The organism is Segetibacter koreensis DSM 18137 (assembly GCF_000374045.1).
Classification (GTDB): domain Bacteria; phylum Bacteroidota; class Bacteroidia; order Chitinophagales; family Chitinophagaceae; genus Segetibacter; species Segetibacter koreensis.
Window position 1 is genome coordinate 15,233 of the sequence record NZ_KB893341.1, and the last position, 19,556, is coordinate 34,788.

General features: G+C 37.3%; 8 protein-coding genes. 4 read left to right on the top strand and 4 right to left on the bottom strand.

Features of this window, described 5'->3' with window-relative positions; translation table 11 throughout:
* Positions 1 to 261 precede the first annotated feature (261 nt).
* Both B154_RS0118865 and B154_RS0118870 read right to left on the bottom strand, forming a co-directional pair.
* Positions 262 to 1,017, bottom strand: coding sequence for a LytR/AlgR family response regulator transcription factor (locus tag B154_RS0118865; protein WP_018615891.1), 756 nt, complete (start codon positions 1,015 to 1,017; stop codon positions 262 to 264).
* Positions 1,017 to 2,093 (bottom strand): sensor histidine kinase, encoded by a 1,077-nt coding sequence (locus B154_RS0118870; protein ID WP_018615892.1) that lies wholly within the window; start codon positions 2,091 to 2,093, stop codon positions 1,017 to 1,019. The genes B154_RS0118865 and B154_RS0118870 overlap by 1 nt, the downstream gene beginning before the upstream one ends.
* Before the next feature lie 460 nt (positions 2,094 to 2,553).
* Between B154_RS0118870 and B154_RS0118885 the strand changes: the two genes are divergently transcribed.
* The 4 genes from B154_RS0118885 (at position 2,554) to B154_RS0118910 (ending at position 9,525) form a co-directional block, all read left to right on the top strand.
* Positions 2,554 to 3,648, top strand: a complete 1,095-nt coding sequence (locus B154_RS0118885) for a LytS family sensor histidine kinase (protein WP_157580876.1) — start codon at positions 2,554 to 2,556, stop codon at positions 3,646 to 3,648.
* A 274-nt stretch (positions 3,649 to 3,922) separates the two neighbouring features.
* On the top strand, positions 3,923 to 7,018 hold the full coding sequence (locus B154_RS0118890) for a SusC/RagA family TonB-linked outer membrane protein (RefSeq protein WP_018615895.1): 3,096 nt from the start codon (positions 3,923 to 3,925) through the stop codon (positions 7,016 to 7,018).
* 34 nt (positions 7,019 to 7,052) lie between these two features.
* Positions 7,053 to 8,417 carry a RagB/SusD family nutrient uptake outer membrane protein gene (locus tag B154_RS0118895; protein WP_018615896.1) on the top strand — a complete coding sequence of 455 codons (1,365 nt, stop codon included), beginning with the start codon at positions 7,053 to 7,055 and terminating at the stop codon, positions 8,415 to 8,417.
* Between the two features lie 916 nt (positions 8,418 to 9,333).
* Positions 9,334 to 9,525: a hypothetical protein gene (locus B154_RS0118910; RefSeq protein WP_018615898.1), complete on the top strand. Its 192-nt coding sequence runs from the start codon at positions 9,334 to 9,336 to the stop codon at positions 9,523 to 9,525.
* A 764-nt stretch (positions 9,526 to 10,289) separates the two neighbouring features.
* Here B154_RS0118910 and B154_RS0118915 read toward each other — a convergent pair.
* Both B154_RS0118915 and B154_RS30905 read right to left on the bottom strand, forming a co-directional pair.
* Complete coding sequence (locus tag B154_RS0118915) at positions 10,290 to 13,550, bottom strand: Ig-like domain-containing protein (RefSeq protein ID WP_018615899.1); 3,261 nt, start codon at positions 13,548 to 13,550, stop codon at positions 10,290 to 10,292.
* A gap of 737 nt (positions 13,551 to 14,287) precedes the next feature.
* Positions 14,288 to 17,536: an Ig-like domain-containing protein gene (locus B154_RS30905; protein ID WP_018615900.1), complete on the bottom strand. Its 3,249-nt coding sequence runs from the start codon at positions 17,534 to 17,536 to the stop codon at positions 14,288 to 14,290.
* Between the last annotated feature and the right edge of the window lie 2,020 nt (positions 17,537 to 19,556).

A 19,556-nucleotide genomic window follows, 5' to 3' on the forward strand; every position in this document is an offset into this window, starting at 1 on the left:
AGTTGCATATTCCTACGGATGTATTGATACAACCTTATTAATTCGACAGCACCAATTGCCGATCAAGTAGACACCTTCACTGTCGGTAAGCGATGAGGTTAGCTTCTCAAGCCAGACGGGTACCGAGCCGTTTCGTGACTGCATACGATGCTGTCCAATAAAAAGCTCCTCCGCGATACGGTTTCAGCTACTTCACTTGTTGAAATCGTCCGTAGCAAAATAGATAATTTTTGAAAATTCCTCTTTATATTTTTAAGGCGATCAAAGGTCATTTATCCACCTTTTAAAGACAGGGGCATTTTCCTGGCTAACAATAATTTCTTCAGGTGGCAGCACTTGAAGTTCAATACTTATTTTGCTCTTGTCTACGCTCCTGAATTTAATTATATAGTTAGCATTTACTATGTACTTTCTGTTTACCCTGAAAAAAACTTTACTGTCTACTATTTCTTCAGTTTCGCCCAAACTGGAAATCTCGCATAAATATTTTTTATTGTCTTTGTCAACTGCAAAAACGAGTTTATGCTCTGTAAAAAAATACGCTATATCGTCTGTTTTAACTGTTTGAAATTCTGTTCCTTTTTTTACAATAATTCTTGATTTGGTTTTTTTCGGGTTATTAAGATAATTGTTCAAAGACGCATAATTATTAATAAAATGTTGCTTGAGGTTTTTATACTTGCGCAAAGTATTGCTTAGCTTATTAAGGTCAATAGGCTTAAGCAAATAGTCAATGCTGTTATATTCAAAAGCCTCTGTAAGGTATTTATTATAGGCGGTTGTAAAAATAACAGGGCAAAGCACAGGATGTTCATTAAAAATATTGAAGGAAATGCCGTCAGATAATTCAATATCCATAAGAATAAGATCGGGCTGAGGATTTTTTTGAAGCCAGTTAATGCTTTCCGCCACCCTTGAGGTAGTTCCTGCAATTTCTATGCTGCTGTCTGTGTTTACAATACATTGAATTAGATTGTCCAGCGCAGGCTTTTCATCCTCAATTATTAATACTTTCATCAGTTAATGTTTATTAAGGGTAGTCGCACTTCAAAAATTTCATTGTTACTGTTTATGATTATATTCCTTCCGGTTAGCAACTTGTAGCGGTTATCAAGGTTATTTAACCCAACTTTTGATGTACTGGAAGGATAACTTTTTGCGTTCATTTCATTTTTAACCATAACATAATTGGAAGAAACAGTAATATAAATCGTCAACGGTTTTTCCTGGTTTAACTCATTATGCTTAATCACATTTTCCAGCAGTATTTGTAACGATATGGGAAGAATTAGTAGCTCTGCTGCTTCCGTATCTGTTATTTGAATAACCATGTTAATTGCCTTGTCGAACCTTATTTTCAATAAATAAAAATAGTTACTCATAAATTCGATCTCTTCCATTAGCAATACGAGATTTTTTTCCCTGTTAATTAAAATATAATGGTAAACTTTTGCCAACGTATCATTATATAATTTGGCATTTACCGGATTGGAGGAAATAAGAAAAGACAAAGTGTTAAGCGAATTGAAAATGAAATGAGGATCGATCTGGTTTTTTAATGCCACCAGTTCGGCATGTGTTTTAGCGAGGTCTAATTGTTCCACCCTATTCAAAGTGTCAGAATGTTCACGGTTGAGAAAAAAATTCTCATACAGGTTGGTAATGAAAATAGCCAGTAGGGTAACCAACATTACAGAATGTATAACAGGCAAAAAATAAGATGGTTCTTCTTTTGAGAAATAATGCCATACTAATAATACCGCTGCGGAAATGATTATAGTGTAAGTAATAACAGTTATTAAGAGAATAAAAACACTTTTATAATATTCGTTATTTGGTATTTTTAACCTGTTTTTTAGCGTTACCATCAGCCTTACATCTCCCTCCCATATCAGCCAGGCCAACAGTATAAAACAAAAATAATTTACCAAAAGCAAAGGAAGAGAATACGCGTAATTAGTTATAAGGCCGGTAACGTTGGGAATGAATACACCCAGGAGGGGAATAAAAATGAGTTTTATTGTTTTATCACTGCTAAAAACTTCTTTACCATGTGCAAAATTCTCATGATTATTTGGTTTCAAAAACTTCATTTGGTAAAGTTTGTACTTGTAATGTTTTTAATATTTGCCGCGTAGAAAAGTTAATAGTGATAAACGGTAGATGTAATTAAAAAATGCTTGACTTCTAACTGGTTTTCAACTTATAAATGAGGTTACTATTACCAGGCTTTTGTATAAGTGGTATGTGATCCGGCCAAATAACAAACACAGGGACTAACAATATAAAAAACAAAATTGATTAAAAAAACTTTAGAAACTAAAATGCAGCTTTAGGTATTAAAATCTCAGGTTTCAGATATTTTGTGAATAGGAGGTTTGTCAATGAAAATATTTTTATTAAAGAAATTACGGCAACGGTTTTCATCTTTTAAAGTGGATGCATCAATATAAAACTTACAATTTTTCTCATGTGCACATAAACGGGTGGTTTCTACCACCTGTCTTATTTGTAGCTGTATATTAGCAATGGATACTAAAATTTATACAAAAAGTGACGCTACATCCTTTTGTTTTCTCTAATAATCCGCGTTTCAGAATCGGAAGGCACGCTATATTTTGGGTAAGCTGGATATTGTACTATACTATTATTTCCACTTTTTCATTTTCTGCTAAGCATGGTTTTGCCCGCAGTTTTTTTGGCTGCCTTACCGAGGTTTCTCTTTCTACTCCCCTCGATATGTGTTTTTGTTATTTTATCATTTATTTCTTGTTTCCGCATTTTTTATTTAAAGGTCGCTATCTCCAAATGCTACTCCTGTGGCTGATTGCGAGTATAGTTTTTATGGTAGCCTTTGAAGCAAATGCGACTTACATAGTGCCTTTTATAAGAGGATGGTTCGGCTTACCTGTACCTATGCGTCGCCCAAATTATATAGAGGTTTTCTTTAGTCTTTTTAGCCAGATAAATATGGAAGGATGTATAGCTGCATCTATCAAACTCGGGAAGTTGTGGTACATTAAGCAGCAGGAAATAGATTTGCTTAAGCAGGAAAAAGAAAAGATACAACCGCATGAACAAAAAGGCTTGATGCATCCTGCGTTTTTAGCAGAACTACTAACACGTATAGAAGTATTGGCCGATACCCGGCCATTAGTTGTAGCTAAGTCGATTAAAAAAATCAGGAACCTTGTTATAAGCATGTTGTACGAAAATGCAAGAGCCCAGGTTTTACTAAAAAATGAATTGTCGCTGCTGCAAGAATATATTTATCTTGAAGAAACTATTGCGGAAGAAAACCTTCATGTAGACACCTATATCAATGTAGCGGCAACAACTGAAACCATAGCCCCTTTCATTATTTTACCTCTTGTAGAAAATGCATTTAGGCAGGTTCACCTTCAGCCTCTTAAAGAGAAGAGAATTAATATAAAACTGGAACTCGACCAGGGAATCTTGCATGTTTTTTTAAAATGGAATAAACCTGTTGATACGTCTACAATGGCACAAGGCCGCAATGTTATTCTTCAGAATATTTCTAAGAGACTTCAGCTAATTTATCCGCAAAGCTACGAGTTGAAGATTTTTATAGAAGTAGAGCAGGTAAAGGTTGATTTGAAAGTAGATTTGAAAAAAGCAATCAACTAATAAGGTGGGTCATATAATTCGTATAGCTTTCGAAGAAATTAAGATGTTTTTTGCTTTTATCCTTTTTCTGGTTCCCTATATTTTATCGATACTAAAGAGAAATATATTCCTTTATTCTCAGGCTGATTTCACTCTTTAAAATTCGGGTTTAAGGCAGGAAAATTCATGCTTCAGGAAATTACTCCTCCATTTCTTACGCAAACTACTGGCCGTTATTGTCATAAGCACTAAGACCTGTTAAGAAAACATACGTATCATCTTTCAAATTGTGCTTATGAAACAAAGAATTCTATTTATGCTGCTACTGCTGTTTAATGCAGCATTAGTGATGTCGCAAAACCAGGTAATAAAAGGAACAGTAACAGATGAAGAAGGAAAGCCTGTTGATGCAGCAACAATAAATGCAAAAGGAACAAAAAGAAGTGTAGCGGCAAATAGCCTGGGAGCTTTTACTATTTCAGCTCCTTCTTCTGTAAAAACGCTCGTTGTTTCTGCAATAGGGTTTCTTCCTGCTGAACAAACTGTTTCCGGATCAAATTTGAATATAGTATTAAAAAAAGATGAGAAAAGATTAAATGAAGTGGTTGTAGTGGGCTATGGTCAAACTCAGAAAAGAGCAATTACTGGTTCGATAAGTAAGGTGCTTGCCAGGGATGTGGAGAACCAACCGGTGCAAAGTTTTGAGTCGGCTTTGCAAGGTAAAGCGCCGGGAGTTGTAGTAGAGAACAGCAGTGGCAAAGTGGGCGAAGGCATTAAGGTAAGAATTAGGGGAACATCCTCTATATCAGCTAGCAGTCAACCTTTGTATGTGGTAGATGGTGTACCCTTAACTACGGCCAGCCAGTCAGATATCAATAATGAACCTACTAATCCTTTAATAGATCTTAATCCTAATGATATAGAATCAATTGAAATATTAAAAGATGCTGCTTCTTCCGCCATTTACGGTGCAAGAGCAGCCAATGGTGTGGTATTAATCACAACAAAAAAAGGTACACGAAATAATAAAAGTGTAATTGAGTTGAACACAACATTAGGGATATCGAACCCGACAATGAAACGTGGTTTTTTGAATGCAAAAGAATATGTGCAGGCGATGCATGTAGCAGCTAAGAATGATGGCCGATATGATTTCGCCAATGGTAACGCTGGGCCTGACGGTAATACTCCGGCTGCCAATGAAAAGGAAGATATTACAAACTTTATCAATTATTATGATACCAACTTCATCGCTCCGTATGCTTTAGGTACCGATTGGAGACATGGGGCTGTCAATACGAGTTGGGAAGACCAGCAATACCGGAAAAATGCACTCTCTCAGCAGTACGATATTTCTGTTCGCGGGGGTAATGAGAAAACAAGGTTTTTCGCATCCGGCTTTTATAACGACCAGGAAGCCATTGTTATCGTTAACAGGTTTAAACGGTACGGAGGACGTTTAAACCTGGAACAATCTATAAACGATAAGCTTTCAATAGGTATCAATATGTCTTTAGCAAGGACTGAGTTGGCACGCGTATCAAACGATGATGCTTTTTCTACTCCCGGCCAGCTAATGGCACAGGTTCCTACATCGCCTTTGGTTGATCCCGAAACACATGATATTAACGCGAAAACGTTATATGCAAATGCTTTGTTCGACGCAAAATATAACAGTGATAACCAGGTTAACTACAGAAGCATAGGAAACATTTTTGGCAACTACGCTTTCTCTCCCGCTCTTTCTTTCCGATCTGAATTTGGCACCGATGTTTTAAATATGACCGAACAAACCTTTGCAGATAAAAGAACGCAGGATGGCGGAGGAATTGGAAAAGGACAATATTTCACTTCTCAAAACGTAACCTTTAATACCAACAATTACTTTACTTACTCTCCGCATTTCAACGATTTCAAAATGACTACTCTTCTTGGAATGAGTTATTTGCAAAACGACTTAAGGCAATCAAACCAGCAGGCAGAGAACTATCCGTCGGCCGCTGTTAAAAATCTTACAGGAGCAACTAATGTAACCTTTGGTAATTCAGCAAACGAAAGGTATAACTTCCTGTCATACTTTTTCAGATCTAACCTAAGTTACAAAGACAAATATTTATTCGGCTTTAGTATACGCTCAGACGGTTCATCACGATTCGGCCCTGAAAACAGGTATGGATATTTTCCCGCATTGTCCGCCGGTTGGCTTCTATCTGAAGAAGCCTTCTTAAAAACATCCAGGGTTATCAGTAATTTAAAATTAAGGGCAAGCTGGGGACTAACCGGAAATGCAGAAATTGGCGAACATCAATACCTTAACTTATTTAGAGTTTCAAACTATCCTGACCTGGCCGGCTTTGTTCCCTACCAGTTAGGCGACCCAAAACTGAAGTGGGAAAAAACAACACAAACCGACATAGGACTTGAATTTGGTTTGTTTAATAATCGCCTGAGTGGCGAGATGGATGTTTATAACAAGCAAACAAAAGATTTACTGCTTGCGGTCAATGTGCCTGCAACGAACGGTTATTTCGACAACGTCAATTTCCTCAACCAGATATTGCAAAACCTCGGTCGGCTTGAAAATAAAGGACTCGAAATAATGCTAAATGGCAGGATAATAGATCAAAAAAGCTTTAAGTGGAGCTCATCCTTTAATATCGCTTTCAACAAAAACAAAATAAAAGATATTAAAGGACAGGTGATACAAGGCAGTTCACTACAGCGCGCAATTGAAGGCGAACCAATCGGAGTGTTTTATATGCAAAAGTTTTTAGGTGTTGACCCTGCTACCGGAGATGCTTTATACCTGGGTGAAGATGGCAAACCAACTCATGATTATAATGCGGCAAAACGACTGGTGGTAGGTGATCCTAATCCACGTTTCACCGGCGGTTTTACCAATAACTTTTCTTATAAGGGTTTTGATCTCAACGTCTTTTTCACTTTTGTTTCGGGTAATAAAATTTATAATAACGCGGGACGATTTATGTCAGATGGATTTGTAAACGGATTGGATAACCAGACAAAAGAAATTCTAAACGCCTGGCAAAAACCAGGTGATATTACCAATGTGCCGCGGACAGGCTGGTTTAACGGAAGTGGTTCACGCACTTCATCTAGATGGCTCTATGATGGTTCATACATTCGGCTTAGGCAGGTTTCCTTTGGTTACAACCTGCCCCTCGCGGCGAGCCGTTGGATGAAGATAAGTTCTGCGAGGATATTCGTCTCTGGAACAAACTTGTGGACCAAAACAAAATACATCAGCGACCCGGAAGTAAATACGCTAGGAACAAATATTTCCGGTGTTTCGAATATTACCGGAGGGGTAGATTTTTACACCATTCCACAACCACGCACAATCACCTTCGGATTGAGTGTGAAGTTTTGACCTAAGATTCTTTTAATTAATCAAAAGAAATTATATGAAATTCAAAATAGTCATATTGCTTTATGTTCTTGTTTCATTTTCCTGCAATAAAAAACTCGACGTTCAACCGCAAAACACCGTACCAGCCGAGGAGATAAAAACATCGGACGATGTAAAAGCGGTTCTTTTCGGCGCATATTCCACATGGCAAAATGCAAATGCATTCGGTGAAAAATACAACACGTTTACAGAGTTATTGGTAAATGATAATGACATTGACTGGGCAGGAACTTTTGCAGAATACAGGGACATTAATAACAAAGAGGAAGATAAGCTGGCGCCAGGTATATACCAGGTATGGGCAAATTCATATCATACAATTAATGCTGCAAATATCGTTTTAAGTAAGCTCGATCTTTTAGGTGCCGATGATAAAACTGTAGTGGAAGGTGAGGCGAAATTCTTTAGAGGTGTTACCTATTATTACCTTGTTAATTTGTTTGCAAGACCATGGTCTGCGGGTAATGTCTCCTCAAATCCTGGTGTACCACTTATTTTGGCACCTCTTACCGGGTACGATGCAGCCAAGGATAAATTGCCTCGTGCATCAGTAGAGGCAGTTTACAAACAGGTATTGTCTGACTTAACAGATGCTGTCAGTAAATTACCGGAGACATCAGGAAGTTTCAGGGCTACAAAATTTTCCGCTGAAGCAATGCTTTCACGGGTATACCTCTCCCAGGAAAAATATGCAGAAGCAGCTGCAGCAGCAAATGATGTGATCCAGTCACAAAATTTTTCACTCACACAGTTATTTTCAAATGCTTTTAATAACGTTGCGAATTCCACTGAAGATATTTTTGCCATTCAGCAAACAGCTCAAAGCAATACCGGAACAGCCAATTTTGGCATCACAACTTTTTACTCAAGTTACCCTGTTGGTCGTGGCGAACTTCAAATAACTGATGCTCACATTGCAAAGTACGAAGCAGGCGATGCAAGGGGTGCTTTTTTCTATGATGGTGTCAGTATATCGGGTTCACCAGGTCATTTAACAAGCAAGTGGAAGAATTTATATAAAGCTATTCCTGTAGTACGTCTTGCAGAAATGTATCTTACAAGGGCTGAAGCAAACTTTCGCAAGGGCGGTGCACCTGTAGGCCCAAATACTCCAATAGAGGATGTAAATATTATCAGGAGCCGGGCAACTTTGCCACCACTTGCTGCATTAGCAAGCGTTGATGATATTGTTGCAGAACGTTATAAAGAACTGGCTTTTGAAGGGGAAAGATTTTTAACTGTCAAGCGCCTTAAAATACCGGTAAAGGAACATTCCTATGATGACCCCCGATTGATTTTTCCCATTCCGCAAAGAGAAATTGATCTGGGCAATGCCCTTCCACAAAATGAAGGATATTAAATATATTCTTCAGTTTCTTTGGCAAGGAGAACTTTTGTTCTCCTCGCTTTTTATGAAGGTTGATGATATGAAGATTACGCTGCCGCTTACAATCTTATTTATAAAAGAAATTATTCTCTCTCAGCCTCGTGAGATTTTTCGAAACCATACGACGCATAGACGGCGGAGAACAGGCACGCCGAGAAATTATACCAAGCTTCTTCGTAGCGGGTATGCAGGGATCTGCTAACAAAAAAAAATTAGTATCTTATTACTACCATTTTTTTGGTATCAACTGGTTTTCCGGCAACATACAATGTTTATAATTAAGTGCCTGCGTTAAGTGCGGACGTATCTACATCAACGAGACCGCTTTCGGTCAAGCGAATTTACTTTATTTTTTGTCCTGCCTCATTGCTAATAACCAGTTCCGCATTAGTTGAAGCGCCTCTAGTCACAAAAACATTATAGACCCTAAATCGGATGACCAGCAAAACAACCGCCCGGTCGAGTAAATGGCCTAAGAGGTTACAGTGATCAGGTGGTCGTCCCGCATCGCTGTGCGTAAGATTTCGTATACACTGGTTATTTGTGGAAAGACTTTTAAGTAATGTTCGAGCCTAAGCTGATAACCTCGTTTCTTTAGTCTTTCCGGTATAACAGTTGTTACCAGGACCATCGCTTTCCGCTAACGGGATTAATTACCCGAAGCATTTAGCAACTAGCCAGGGTGATATCAGCAATGCTATATCTGAAGTAAGCCAGACTGCAAATACCTGTACTAAAAAAATTGAACAGGACAAGATTGGGTGGATGGGCAGCTGCTTTAGTAAAGTACATTCAACAACTACTTCGGCCGGACAGCATTTTACTTTTCGGAGATTTATAAAATAAAATTGTTTACTGATAATTATACAACCAGTAGAAAATCCACGGTATGTGTCTGTCCTGGTTTAGTGGAAAGCTGAATGGTATTAGATATTATGCTCATGCAGGCGGTGGGGTTGATTATTATTGTGAGATTCGCTTGAACCAGGAAAAAGGAACCGGTAGTGTAATTTTCTTTAAACGAACAGGTATGACGGATGAAAGATATTTTGACAAAATAGACATATTCTATTTTCAGTAGCAATAAACCAATAAATGAATGAAGTAATATTGTCTGCTTTCAACATACAATAGTGGCTGAAGATTCAATACTAAGCAGAAAAACAACATTCAACCTTATTAACATGTTTAAATAGATCGAAGCCTGAATTCCGCTAAAAACAGGCAGACTCATACGATATTGATGAAGTACAGCGTTAGAATATTTTTTGCGGTTTAAAAAAGTCCTTTATGTGCTTTCATTAATGTTTTTTGCTACCTTTTTTGCTACCTGCGCTAAAAACAAAAGGATAAACAATTGATTATCAATGTGCTTATCCTTTTATCTGTGATCCCGCTGGGACTATTCCTTACTTTGCAAGTAATTGTATTTCAGTTTACTATTTTACTAAAACGTTCAAACTCTCGATTTACTCTCGCTAACCTTTTTACTATAGTGTAAATTTATTTAATTCATACCTTATTTCAAAAACTATTAACTGATCAAAAAGTGGGAAAGCTCAAATTTTATTTCAATTGGTTTAGCCATTCATGTGCTTACAAAAAATTCCATCAGTCACTCATTGCAGTTATAATATTCAAAAAAATAGCTCAGGTATCAACAAAGACTATGCGCTTACGACAAACCGTAAATACGATAAATGGGATATGTTTTTGTGCTTTAAGTGAGTTGATGAAGCAACAATGGTAATGCATTTACAACTGTATAAATATAAATATGAAAGGAGCTGGGACAAAAATGCCTTCACGTTAATCCAATTTTTACGAACCGGATGGTTGCAATCCTTACAACTTTACAAATTGCTTATAGACAACTTGCTTACCACTTGCAACCTTTACAATATACACTCCCCTTGCCAGGGTTGATACATCGAGTTGAACAATTTGATTTGACAATTTTGTATGTATTGTTTTCATTACAACTCCTGTAGCGGATATAACCAATATCATAGATGGCTTATTAACTCGCATTCCGTTAGTAGAAACCTGTAGAGTATTGCGGGCTGGATTTGGAATTAGAATTAAACTTAAAGCGCTATTTACATTTAGAACATTCTTATCATTTACAAAAAATGGCCTGCTTATAATAGAAGCGTTTGTTACATTTACAGTTACAGCTTTAGATGTAGCTGAAAGACCTTTATCATTATAAGCTTTAGCAGTTATAATGTATGTTCCTGGTTGTACATTTATCCAGTTATAAGTATAAGGATAAATGTATTCTGTTCTTAATATAGACGTTCCATTATAAAACTCTACTTTACTTATTTTGTCATTCGGGTCTTTTGCTTTCGCAACTAGATAAATAGTTGCAGTGCCGGTATAGGTTGTATCATTAACAGGATTTACAATACTTACAACTGGTGCTACATTTTCATCTACTACTGAAACCTGAATATTGTTGGATGTGGTTACATTGCCACTATTATCGTAAGCTTTTACAGTAAGGGCGTAGTTACCGGAAGGAACATTATCCCATAAAAACCCGTAAGGAGATGTAGTTTCAGTATGAAGCAGAGTTGAACCACTATAAAACTTCACTTTAATTATTTTGCCATCTTCATCAATTGCTGTAGCATCGAGTTTAATTCTTGCAGGGGCTGCATATTTTACAATGTTATAAGGGATGGAAAGAGTTACAGTTGGAACTTTGTTTTTATTGCCTTCAATTAAATACCTTCCTACTGCTCCAAAAATGCCTCCTGCAAATGGACCGTTGTTTCCTGAACCAATACCATATAACCTGTTTTTATCAAGAATAATTTTTTTAGGATTGAAATTACCAGGGTAAATTTCTCCATTATTACCAAAGCTACTGTCTAAATTTCCCTTGGAGTTGTATCTTGTAATAACTGAAATACTTCCGGTTGAATTTAAGTTACTTCCAGCCGAAGTACAAACAATGATTTTTCCATCACTTTGTACTGCCACTGATTGAGAGTTAGTTGTACCATCTCCAAAATCTCTTATCAGCTTTCCCTCATCTGAAAAATTATTATCAGGGTTTCCGTCTGAATTATATACACCAATAAAAGAACTAAGATTTTGGTTGTGGTTAAAGCTACCGACTACTATTTTTCCCTTATTTCCAAAAGCAATAGAAGTTACATCATCACTGCCAGAAGTTATTTGCATGCCCTTATTTGCAAAACTACTATCGAGGGTTCCGTCACTATTTAGGCGAGCAAGTCTTATATTATTATCGCCAACATATGCATCTCCCACTAAAATTTTTCCATCACTTTGAATAGCAATGGCATCAATGGAACCTAAATCTATATACTGTTTTCCATCATTCGAAAAACTGCTGTCAATGGCGCCATTAATGTCATAGCGTGCAACCTTAGGACTATAGAATTCTCCGTCTTCAGTTCCGAACCCTGCTACTATTATTTTACCGTCGCCTTGAATAGCTATAGATGTAACCGTATAGAAATCGAGCATCATAGCTCCCCTACCTGCAAAGGTGCTATCGAGGTTTCCGTTTGCATTATAGCGGCTTAAGATATTGTATGAAGCTTCATTCAAAGGTTTTGCTGACGCTACCAATATTCTATCTTTTGTTTGAATTGCTAATGCAATAATGTGTAATTCTATTACTTGCCTTCCCTTATTTGCAAAACTGCTGTCTATGCTTCCATCCGTATTATATCGAATAACAAAGTGTTCCTGCTCGTAAATTCCTTTTTGCGTATGACCTGCTGCCAGTATTTTTCCGTTTGTTTGAATTGCTGCACCAATATATTCAGTTTGGGCTTCCTTAGAAGTAAAACTATGAGTCAATTTACCATTTCGATCAAATGTATTGTCTAAACTGCCATTTAAATTATATCTCGCGACGCAATAGGTGCCTCTTGCAATCAATCCGTGAATCGAAGAAGCACCAGCAAGTACTATTTTACCATTAGCCTGAATAGCTATAGAGTTTGAAGTATTATCTAAAGAGTCAAAGTCTGTTGTTTGCAATCCATCATTTGAAAAACTGCTATCAAGAATTCCATTAGTCTTATATCTGGCTATCGCAAAATCACTTAATCCAACTTCTTTTTCAGCAAAACCGGCTACTATTATTTTGCCATCATTTTGAAGGATAACTGAAGAGGGGTCATTATTTTCAAAACCCCGAAAGGTTGTAATTATTTTTCCACCTCTACCAAAAGTATAGTCAGGATTTCCATGTACGTCATATCTGGCAAGGGCAAAATGATGGCTTACCGTTCCTATGACCAATATTTTACCATCCCTTTGGATGGTTACTAAAACAGCAGACTCAAGCCAAGAATTAAAATCTGTTGTTTGTTTCCCATCTTCGGAAAAAGTACTATCCATGCTTCCATCATTATTAAAACGTGCAACCATAAAATCCGGAGTGTTACTGATTTCAGTGAGGCCACCTGCTATCACGATTTCGCCATCATTTTGAATAGTTATTGCCCCACCATCACCGGTCATGTCTGTAACTAATTTCCCGTCGTTAGAAAAAGTGGTATCAAGGTTTCCATCGGTGTTATACCTTGCAAGAGCAAAATTTTGATAAGCGAATCCTAAAACTACTATTTTGCCATCCTCTTGTACAGCAACTTTTGCCGCCACATCATAAGGCAAGTCAAAGTCAAAAGTAGTTGTCTGCAGTCCGTCATTTGAAAAAGTGTTGTCTCGGCTGCCATCTATATTGATCCGGGAGACAGCAAAATCGTCATTAACCGAACCTACAAGTAACATTTTCCCATCAGGCTGCAATATTGCACTGCCTGGAGAGAAATATAATGGGTCGGAAAAACCATTCTTCCCATAACTTGGGTCTATAGTGCCGTTTGGAAGGGTTTTAGTAATAAAAGTCTGAGAATAAGTCTGGAAGATCACGTAAGCACTATTATCTAATTGTAATAATACACGTGTAATATTAGTGCCAGTAGGTACTTTATAGCCTAAGTCCGTCTTAACAATTCCATCTGTACCGAATGAAGAATCTAATTTACCAGATTGGCCGTAGCTGCATCTGAAACAAAAAAATAACAGTGCAATTACTAACAAAAACTTTTTCATTATATTCTACAATTTATACGTCAAGACTTGCTTACTACCTGTTAAAATCGAAGCTTATAAAAAACTTTTATTACTGGAGAAGAGGTTAGTAATAATAAGGATGAAACATTGCAACAGGGTGACATCGATTAGCAGAAAGAAGTTCTAAGTTAGTAGATTATATAATAAATTGCAAGAAACTACGCATATTTTTCATGATGAATGAAGCAAAATTTTAAATTAAAAACTAAATTAGAAGGTCCCCTTTGCTCTTTATCACTTCTATAATGCCTTCTCCACTTATAATGTTTATAGTATAAACACTGCTTATTAGAGCCGAAACATCATGTTACATAGCTTCAACGTATTCGAATGAATAGTGTTCATTACCTCCTGAAAGTGATACAACCGATATTGTTTCAGGTTTACTTAGCTGCAATCCTGGGTGTAACTTTGCAAACTAGTACTTACATGATTAGCGTTTAATTTTTTTCTTAAAGCACTATTCACATCGGCAATGCTATTTTCAAAAGAGTGCCTACTGCTTACGCTCCTGCATTTGTTGCCGTTATGCTCACAGGGTCAGATGTTAAAAAAATGCAACTGTACTGCTACTGAAAATGTAAAATTGATCTCAAGCTGCTATAGGAGAAAAATCAATTAAAAATAAAAAGGAGCTAAGATAGAAATCTGGCGCGTCTGTATTAAATATTCTATGAAAAACCAATTGAAAGAGTAATTATTGCAAATAACGGTTGCTACAACTTTACAAATTGCTTTTGTAAAACTTTATCTCCACTCATCACCTTTACAATGTAAACTCCACTTACAAGTGATGATACATCCACTCGTACGATTTGATTTGATACATTTGTTTGTATTGTTTTCATCACCACACCTGTCGCCGATATTACCGTTATAGTTGCTGGCTTACCTTGTTGCAATCCTTTTGTAAAAACCTTCAAAATAATATGAGCAGGATTCGGAGTAATTTTCAAATTTATAGCACCTTTGCTGCCTTCAATCAATGGTCTGCTGCTTACAATTATTGCACTGTTTATAGTTATGGTTATGGGTACAGAAGCGGTTGCTAATCCTTTTGCATCATAAGCTTTTGCAGTGATTGTATATATGCCAGGTGTGGGGCTGGTCCAAATACAGGTATAGGGATAAATATATTCTGTTCTTAACAAAGTGGAACCCTCATAAAATTCTACTTTAGTTATTCTCTCATTGGGGTCATGAGCACTTGCAACAAGAATTATTGTATCCGGGCTATTATAAGTTGTATCATGAGCCGGACTTTCAATACTGACAATAGGAGGAACATTTTCCTCTACTACTAAAACATGTATAGCATTGGACGTAGCCACGTTGCCGCTGTCATCATAGGCTTTAGCACTAAAGGTGTATTCACCTGCCGGAACATTTATATACAGGAAACCATAAGGATACTTAGTTTCACTATGTATGTGAGTGGCACCATTATAAAACCGAACCTTGGTTATTCTACCATCTTCATCAGTGGCTGTGGCATTAAGTTTAATTCTTGCAGGCGCTGCATATTTTACGATATTGTGGGGGATGGAGAGATTTACGATTGGAGGTTTATTTTCAGTGCTGTCAAGAAAATATCTTGCTACGACGCCAACATACCCGGGATTTTGGCTATAGCCCACGGCATATAATTTATTTCCAAAAATAGCTATATCATTAATTCCCTTGTTCCCATCATTTACGTCTGTCGCCTGTTCTCCAGCTATACCAAAACTGCTATCTAAACTTCCATTTGGATTGAAACGTGCAATTTTAAAATTTAAATTATCTTGGTTTCCATTATAGATATTACCACTGCCCGCTACAACTATTTTTCCATCAGTTTGTATCCCTAGCGAAGAAACAGAAAAATCAGTTACATGTTTTCCAGCTTTTGCAAAAGAACTATCAAGTGTGCCATCAGTATTATAGCGGGCAATCTCATAACCTGCCACTACAATCTTTCCATCGCTTTGTATAGCTACCGATGAAACAAAATTGGTAGTTTCCTTTCCATCTTTTGAAAAGGTCGTGTCAAGTGTACCGTCAGAATTGTAGCGGGCAATTCCAACAAATGGTGAGTAGTCACCTGAAACTGCAGCTACAAGCTTTCCATCGCTTTGTATTGCCAAAGAGTAACCAGCATTCTCAGGGCCCGACGATAAATCAGTTAGTTGCTTTCCATCTTGTGAAAATGTAGAATCAAGCGTGCCGTCGATATTGTAGCGCGCAAATCCAAAACGAAAATACGAAGTAGCTGGGTCTGCGATAGTGCCTGCCACTATGATTTTTCCATCGCTTTGCAGGACTATTGATGTGGCTTTAGCGCCGGATCCAAAGTCCGTTGTTTCCTTTCCATCTTTAGAAAAGGTAGAATCAAGGGTACCATCTGTATTATAGCGAACAAGAGCAAAATCAGCGCTCGCTAAATTACTAGAAGTGCCAACTACTATAATCTTTCCATCCCTTTGTATGGCTATTTGTGTGGCTACAGAATAAGCGTCGCCGTCAGTTCCAAAATTTGTAGTTTGCTTTCCATCTGCTGAAAAAGTAGTATCAAGGGAGCCGTCGGCATTGTAACGAGCCAGCGCAAAATCTGATCCCTTACCTGTATATGTAACCCCTGCCGCTACAACTTTTCCATCGCCTTGTACCCCTACACTGTTATAATAGGTACTACCTACATGAAGATAATCAGTAAGTTTTCCATCTTGTGAAAACGTCTTATCAAGGGAGCCGTCGGCATTGTAACGAGCGAGCGCAAAATCCGATCCTTTATTAGGATCATATGTTGTACCTGCCACTACAATCTTTCCATCGGTTTGTATGGCTACTGAATTAGCAAACTCATAAATGGATGCAAAATCAGTTGTTATCTTTCCGTCTTTTGAAAAACTAATATCAAGAGTTCCATCTGTGTTGTAGCGGGCAAGCGCAAAATCGGTACCAGTACCACCTGCGGCTACAATCTTTCCATCGCTCTCTATGGCTACTGAGTTAGCAAAATCAGCACTGTATGCAAAATCAGTTGTTATCTTTCCGTCGTTTGAAAAAGTAGTATCAAGTGTTCCATCTGTATTGTAGCGGGCAATGGCAAAATCTCCCATACTGCCTGCGGCTACAATCTTTCCATCGCTTTGTATGGCTACTGAGTTAGCAAGATCAGCACTGTATGCAAAATCAGTTGTTATCTTTCCGCCTTTTGAAAAAGTAGTATCAAGTGTTCCATCTGAATTGTAGCAGGCAAGCGCAAAATCAGATCCTGTATTAGGATCAGATGCACTGCCTGCGGCTACAATCTTTCCATCGCTTTGTATGGCTACTGAGTTAGCAATATCAAAGTTGGATCCAAAATCAGTTGTTGCCTTTCCGTCTTTTGAAAAAGTAGTATCGAGTGTTCCATCTGTATTGTAGCGGGCAAGTGCAAAATCAAATCCTTTACTAGGATCAATTGTGGTACCTGCGGCTACAATCTTTCCATCGCTTTGTATGGCTACTGAGTTAGCAAAATCAGAATTGGATGCAAAGTCAGTTGTTATCTTTCCGTCTTGTGAAAAAGTAGTATCAAGAGTTCCATCTGTATTGTAGCGGGCAAGCGAAAAGTCGGTACCTGTATTAGGATCAAATGTGGTACCTGCCACTACAGTCTTGCCATCACTTTGTAATACACCTTTAGCATCTCTTATATTCACTGATTCTGAATGCCCCTTGTTGCCGTAAGAGGCATCCAAAGTGCCATTAGCAAGATTGCGGGTAACTACAGTTTGCCCATTTGCTTCAAAAATAAGGTAAAGCGTTCCATCAGTTTGCGTCAACACCTGAGTCCCCCTTACACCATTAATATTTGCTGATGCACCAAAATCAGTACGAACTATTCCCTTGTTTCCAAATGATGGGTCGAGTGCTCCAGGTTGTGAATAGGCAATTATAGTAGTTATTAATACTCCGAGAAGTAATGCAGCCGGTTTCATATAATATATTTTCAAGGATTACTATCATTCATCTAGATTTCGTCGACGTTATTAAACGAAGAACTCCCATCTTTACGTTTCCCTTTACTACGGCACAAACTTTTTGCATAGGCTTTATTATCGCTATAACCTCAACTTCTAGCCGAGCAGAAGGGGCTTTTATCAGTATAATTTTTTACGGATGACATGTAGTTGCTTCTGTGAAGCTACTCCTCTTAGAAGACCATGCATATGACTTGGATCAGCGGGTCGGGTGATTGGCATCCTATTTCAACCCTTTTCAATTGTTAATAACAATTGATGTATTAAAAAATATTTCTTTTCAAAGGTTTTTAAGTTTAGGAGCGAAATCATCTCAAAAGAGTGTTGAGCTTTCAGCCGGGTTAAAATTTTATCAATAGCACTAAGTTCGTTTTTTACCTTTATCCGTCTCTGCCAAAAATTCATCTTCTGAGTAGTTTTAATAAGTAGAAAACAAGGGTTTGTTACAAAGGCTTTGCATGTATATGCACTTGATTTTCGGCACGCACTTGCCTTGTTTTTTTTGTAACTGACGACATTTTCGTTAAAGGCGATTTTTAACTAATCTTTCATTTTCCCGCTTACTTTATCTTTCTAAAATCGATAGCAGTCTTTGTCTTTTCCCCGTCCGAGTTCCGAGGCAAAAGGAGCGGGATTTTTAAATTGTCAGACAATTGAACATCTTGCCGGTTGCAGGTACAGCAACCTGAAACACCAATAGAATTTTTAAATAGAAATAGATTTGTTGATTAGTAGGTTAGACCAGAGCACTTATAAGATAATAATGACGTCACTTGTTTTCCACTGATCATTTATTTAATATGCAAGGTTTTTAAGATACTACCTTTCCGGATTCTGCTACAATCTCCCGCTTTAATTTATATTCTGTGACTAGTTGAAGAGTCGGTTGCTTTACGATCTCATGGTGAAATGGAAGTCTTGTTGTAGTGTCATGTTGGCAGGTGCTCTCATTTTTGAAAGGGCAACTTTTACTTTTTCTCCCCTTTAAAAGTAAGTGGGGTTATGGTGCGGTGAAGAGAAAAAAGCCTTACGCTAACACAAGTTCTAAAGATTCAATAACTGAAAATCCCTAAGACTGTATGACACTATTTCGGCTTGCTTTGCTAGTTCAAAATCCCCCAGTTGTTTACAAAATAATTCTTGATCACCAAAAAACTGCAAAAACAAAAAAGTAAGATACTTGTGTTACTTGCTTACTTCAAAAGCCAACTTTTATTAAGCTTTAATGAAACATTGATTTAATTTTTATAAGTAACCAAGTAAGCATAAGTAACCTCAAGTAATATGATACTTATTTATTATAAGTATTCATAGGACTGCATTACAGAAAAATAAGTAAGATAAGTAAGAGGTTTTTTAATTTCTGTATTAAAAATGATATTAGGTACTTTTTCTTTTCACCGATTATTTCCACAGTTAAATTTTGTTGTAAAACTCAGTGCTACTGACAGTAGAACCAATCACATAACGCAGTAAATGTTCTTTACTTATTTGTGTTTTATACAACCTCATTGAAGTCATTTCGCACTTTGCTTTCAACAAGGTATTTGCAAGTTTTATCTTTAAAAGCAATGTGAATACTTTCGAAACTAATTATTCGGGGAAGGAGTACCCAGCGTTGATAAAGGTTTAGGGAGTTAGAAAACGGTCTAATTCTCATTGATTTTCAGCTAATCTTTTTTGTAGCTCATTCATATCGTGGCTAACCTTATTGTCTATAACCTTCGCATATATTTGAGTTGAACCAACATCGCCTATTCAGGCGATGAGAAATCGATGATGATCTTTTTGTACCTTTTTATTTAAAACTAAAAGATCATGGAAAAAAAACTTTAAGTCCGCGGGCACTTGCGGCACTGGAAAAGACCGATCAGTATTTATCTCTTGGTCATTACAGTATTCACACAGTTCGTAATTATTTATCAGAGCTTCGTTATTTGCTGGTCTACTATGCAGAGGTAAGTCCGTCAGATTTTAC

What these genes read in the sequence shown, in the direction of transcription:
- B154_RS0118895 (WP_018615896.1), top strand. Translation starts at nt 7,053, where the DNA reads ATGAAATTCAAAATAGTCATATTGCTTTATGTTCTTGTTTCATTTTCC.
- B154_RS0118915 (WP_018615899.1), bottom strand. Translation starts at nt 13,550, where the DNA reads ATGAAAAAGTTTTTGTTAGTAATTGCACTGTTATTTTTTTGTTTCAGA.
- B154_RS0118910 (WP_018615898.1), top strand. Translation starts at nt 9,334, where the DNA reads ATGTGTCTGTCCTGGTTTAGTGGAAAGCTGAATGGTATTAGATATTAT.
- B154_RS0118890 (WP_018615895.1), top strand. Translation starts at nt 3,923, where the DNA reads ATGAAACAAAGAATTCTATTTATGCTGCTACTGCTGTTTAATGCAGCA.
- B154_RS0118870 (WP_018615892.1), bottom strand. Translation starts at nt 2,093, where the DNA reads ATGAAGTTTTTGAAACCAAATAATCATGAGAATTTTGCACATGGTAAA.
- B154_RS30905 (WP_018615900.1), bottom strand. Translation starts at nt 17,536, where the DNA reads ATGAAACCGGCTGCATTACTTCTCGGAGTATTAATAACTACTATAATT.
- B154_RS0118865 (WP_018615891.1), bottom strand. Translation starts at nt 1,017, where the DNA reads ATGAAAGTATTAATAATTGAGGATGAAAAGCCTGCGCTGGACAATCTA.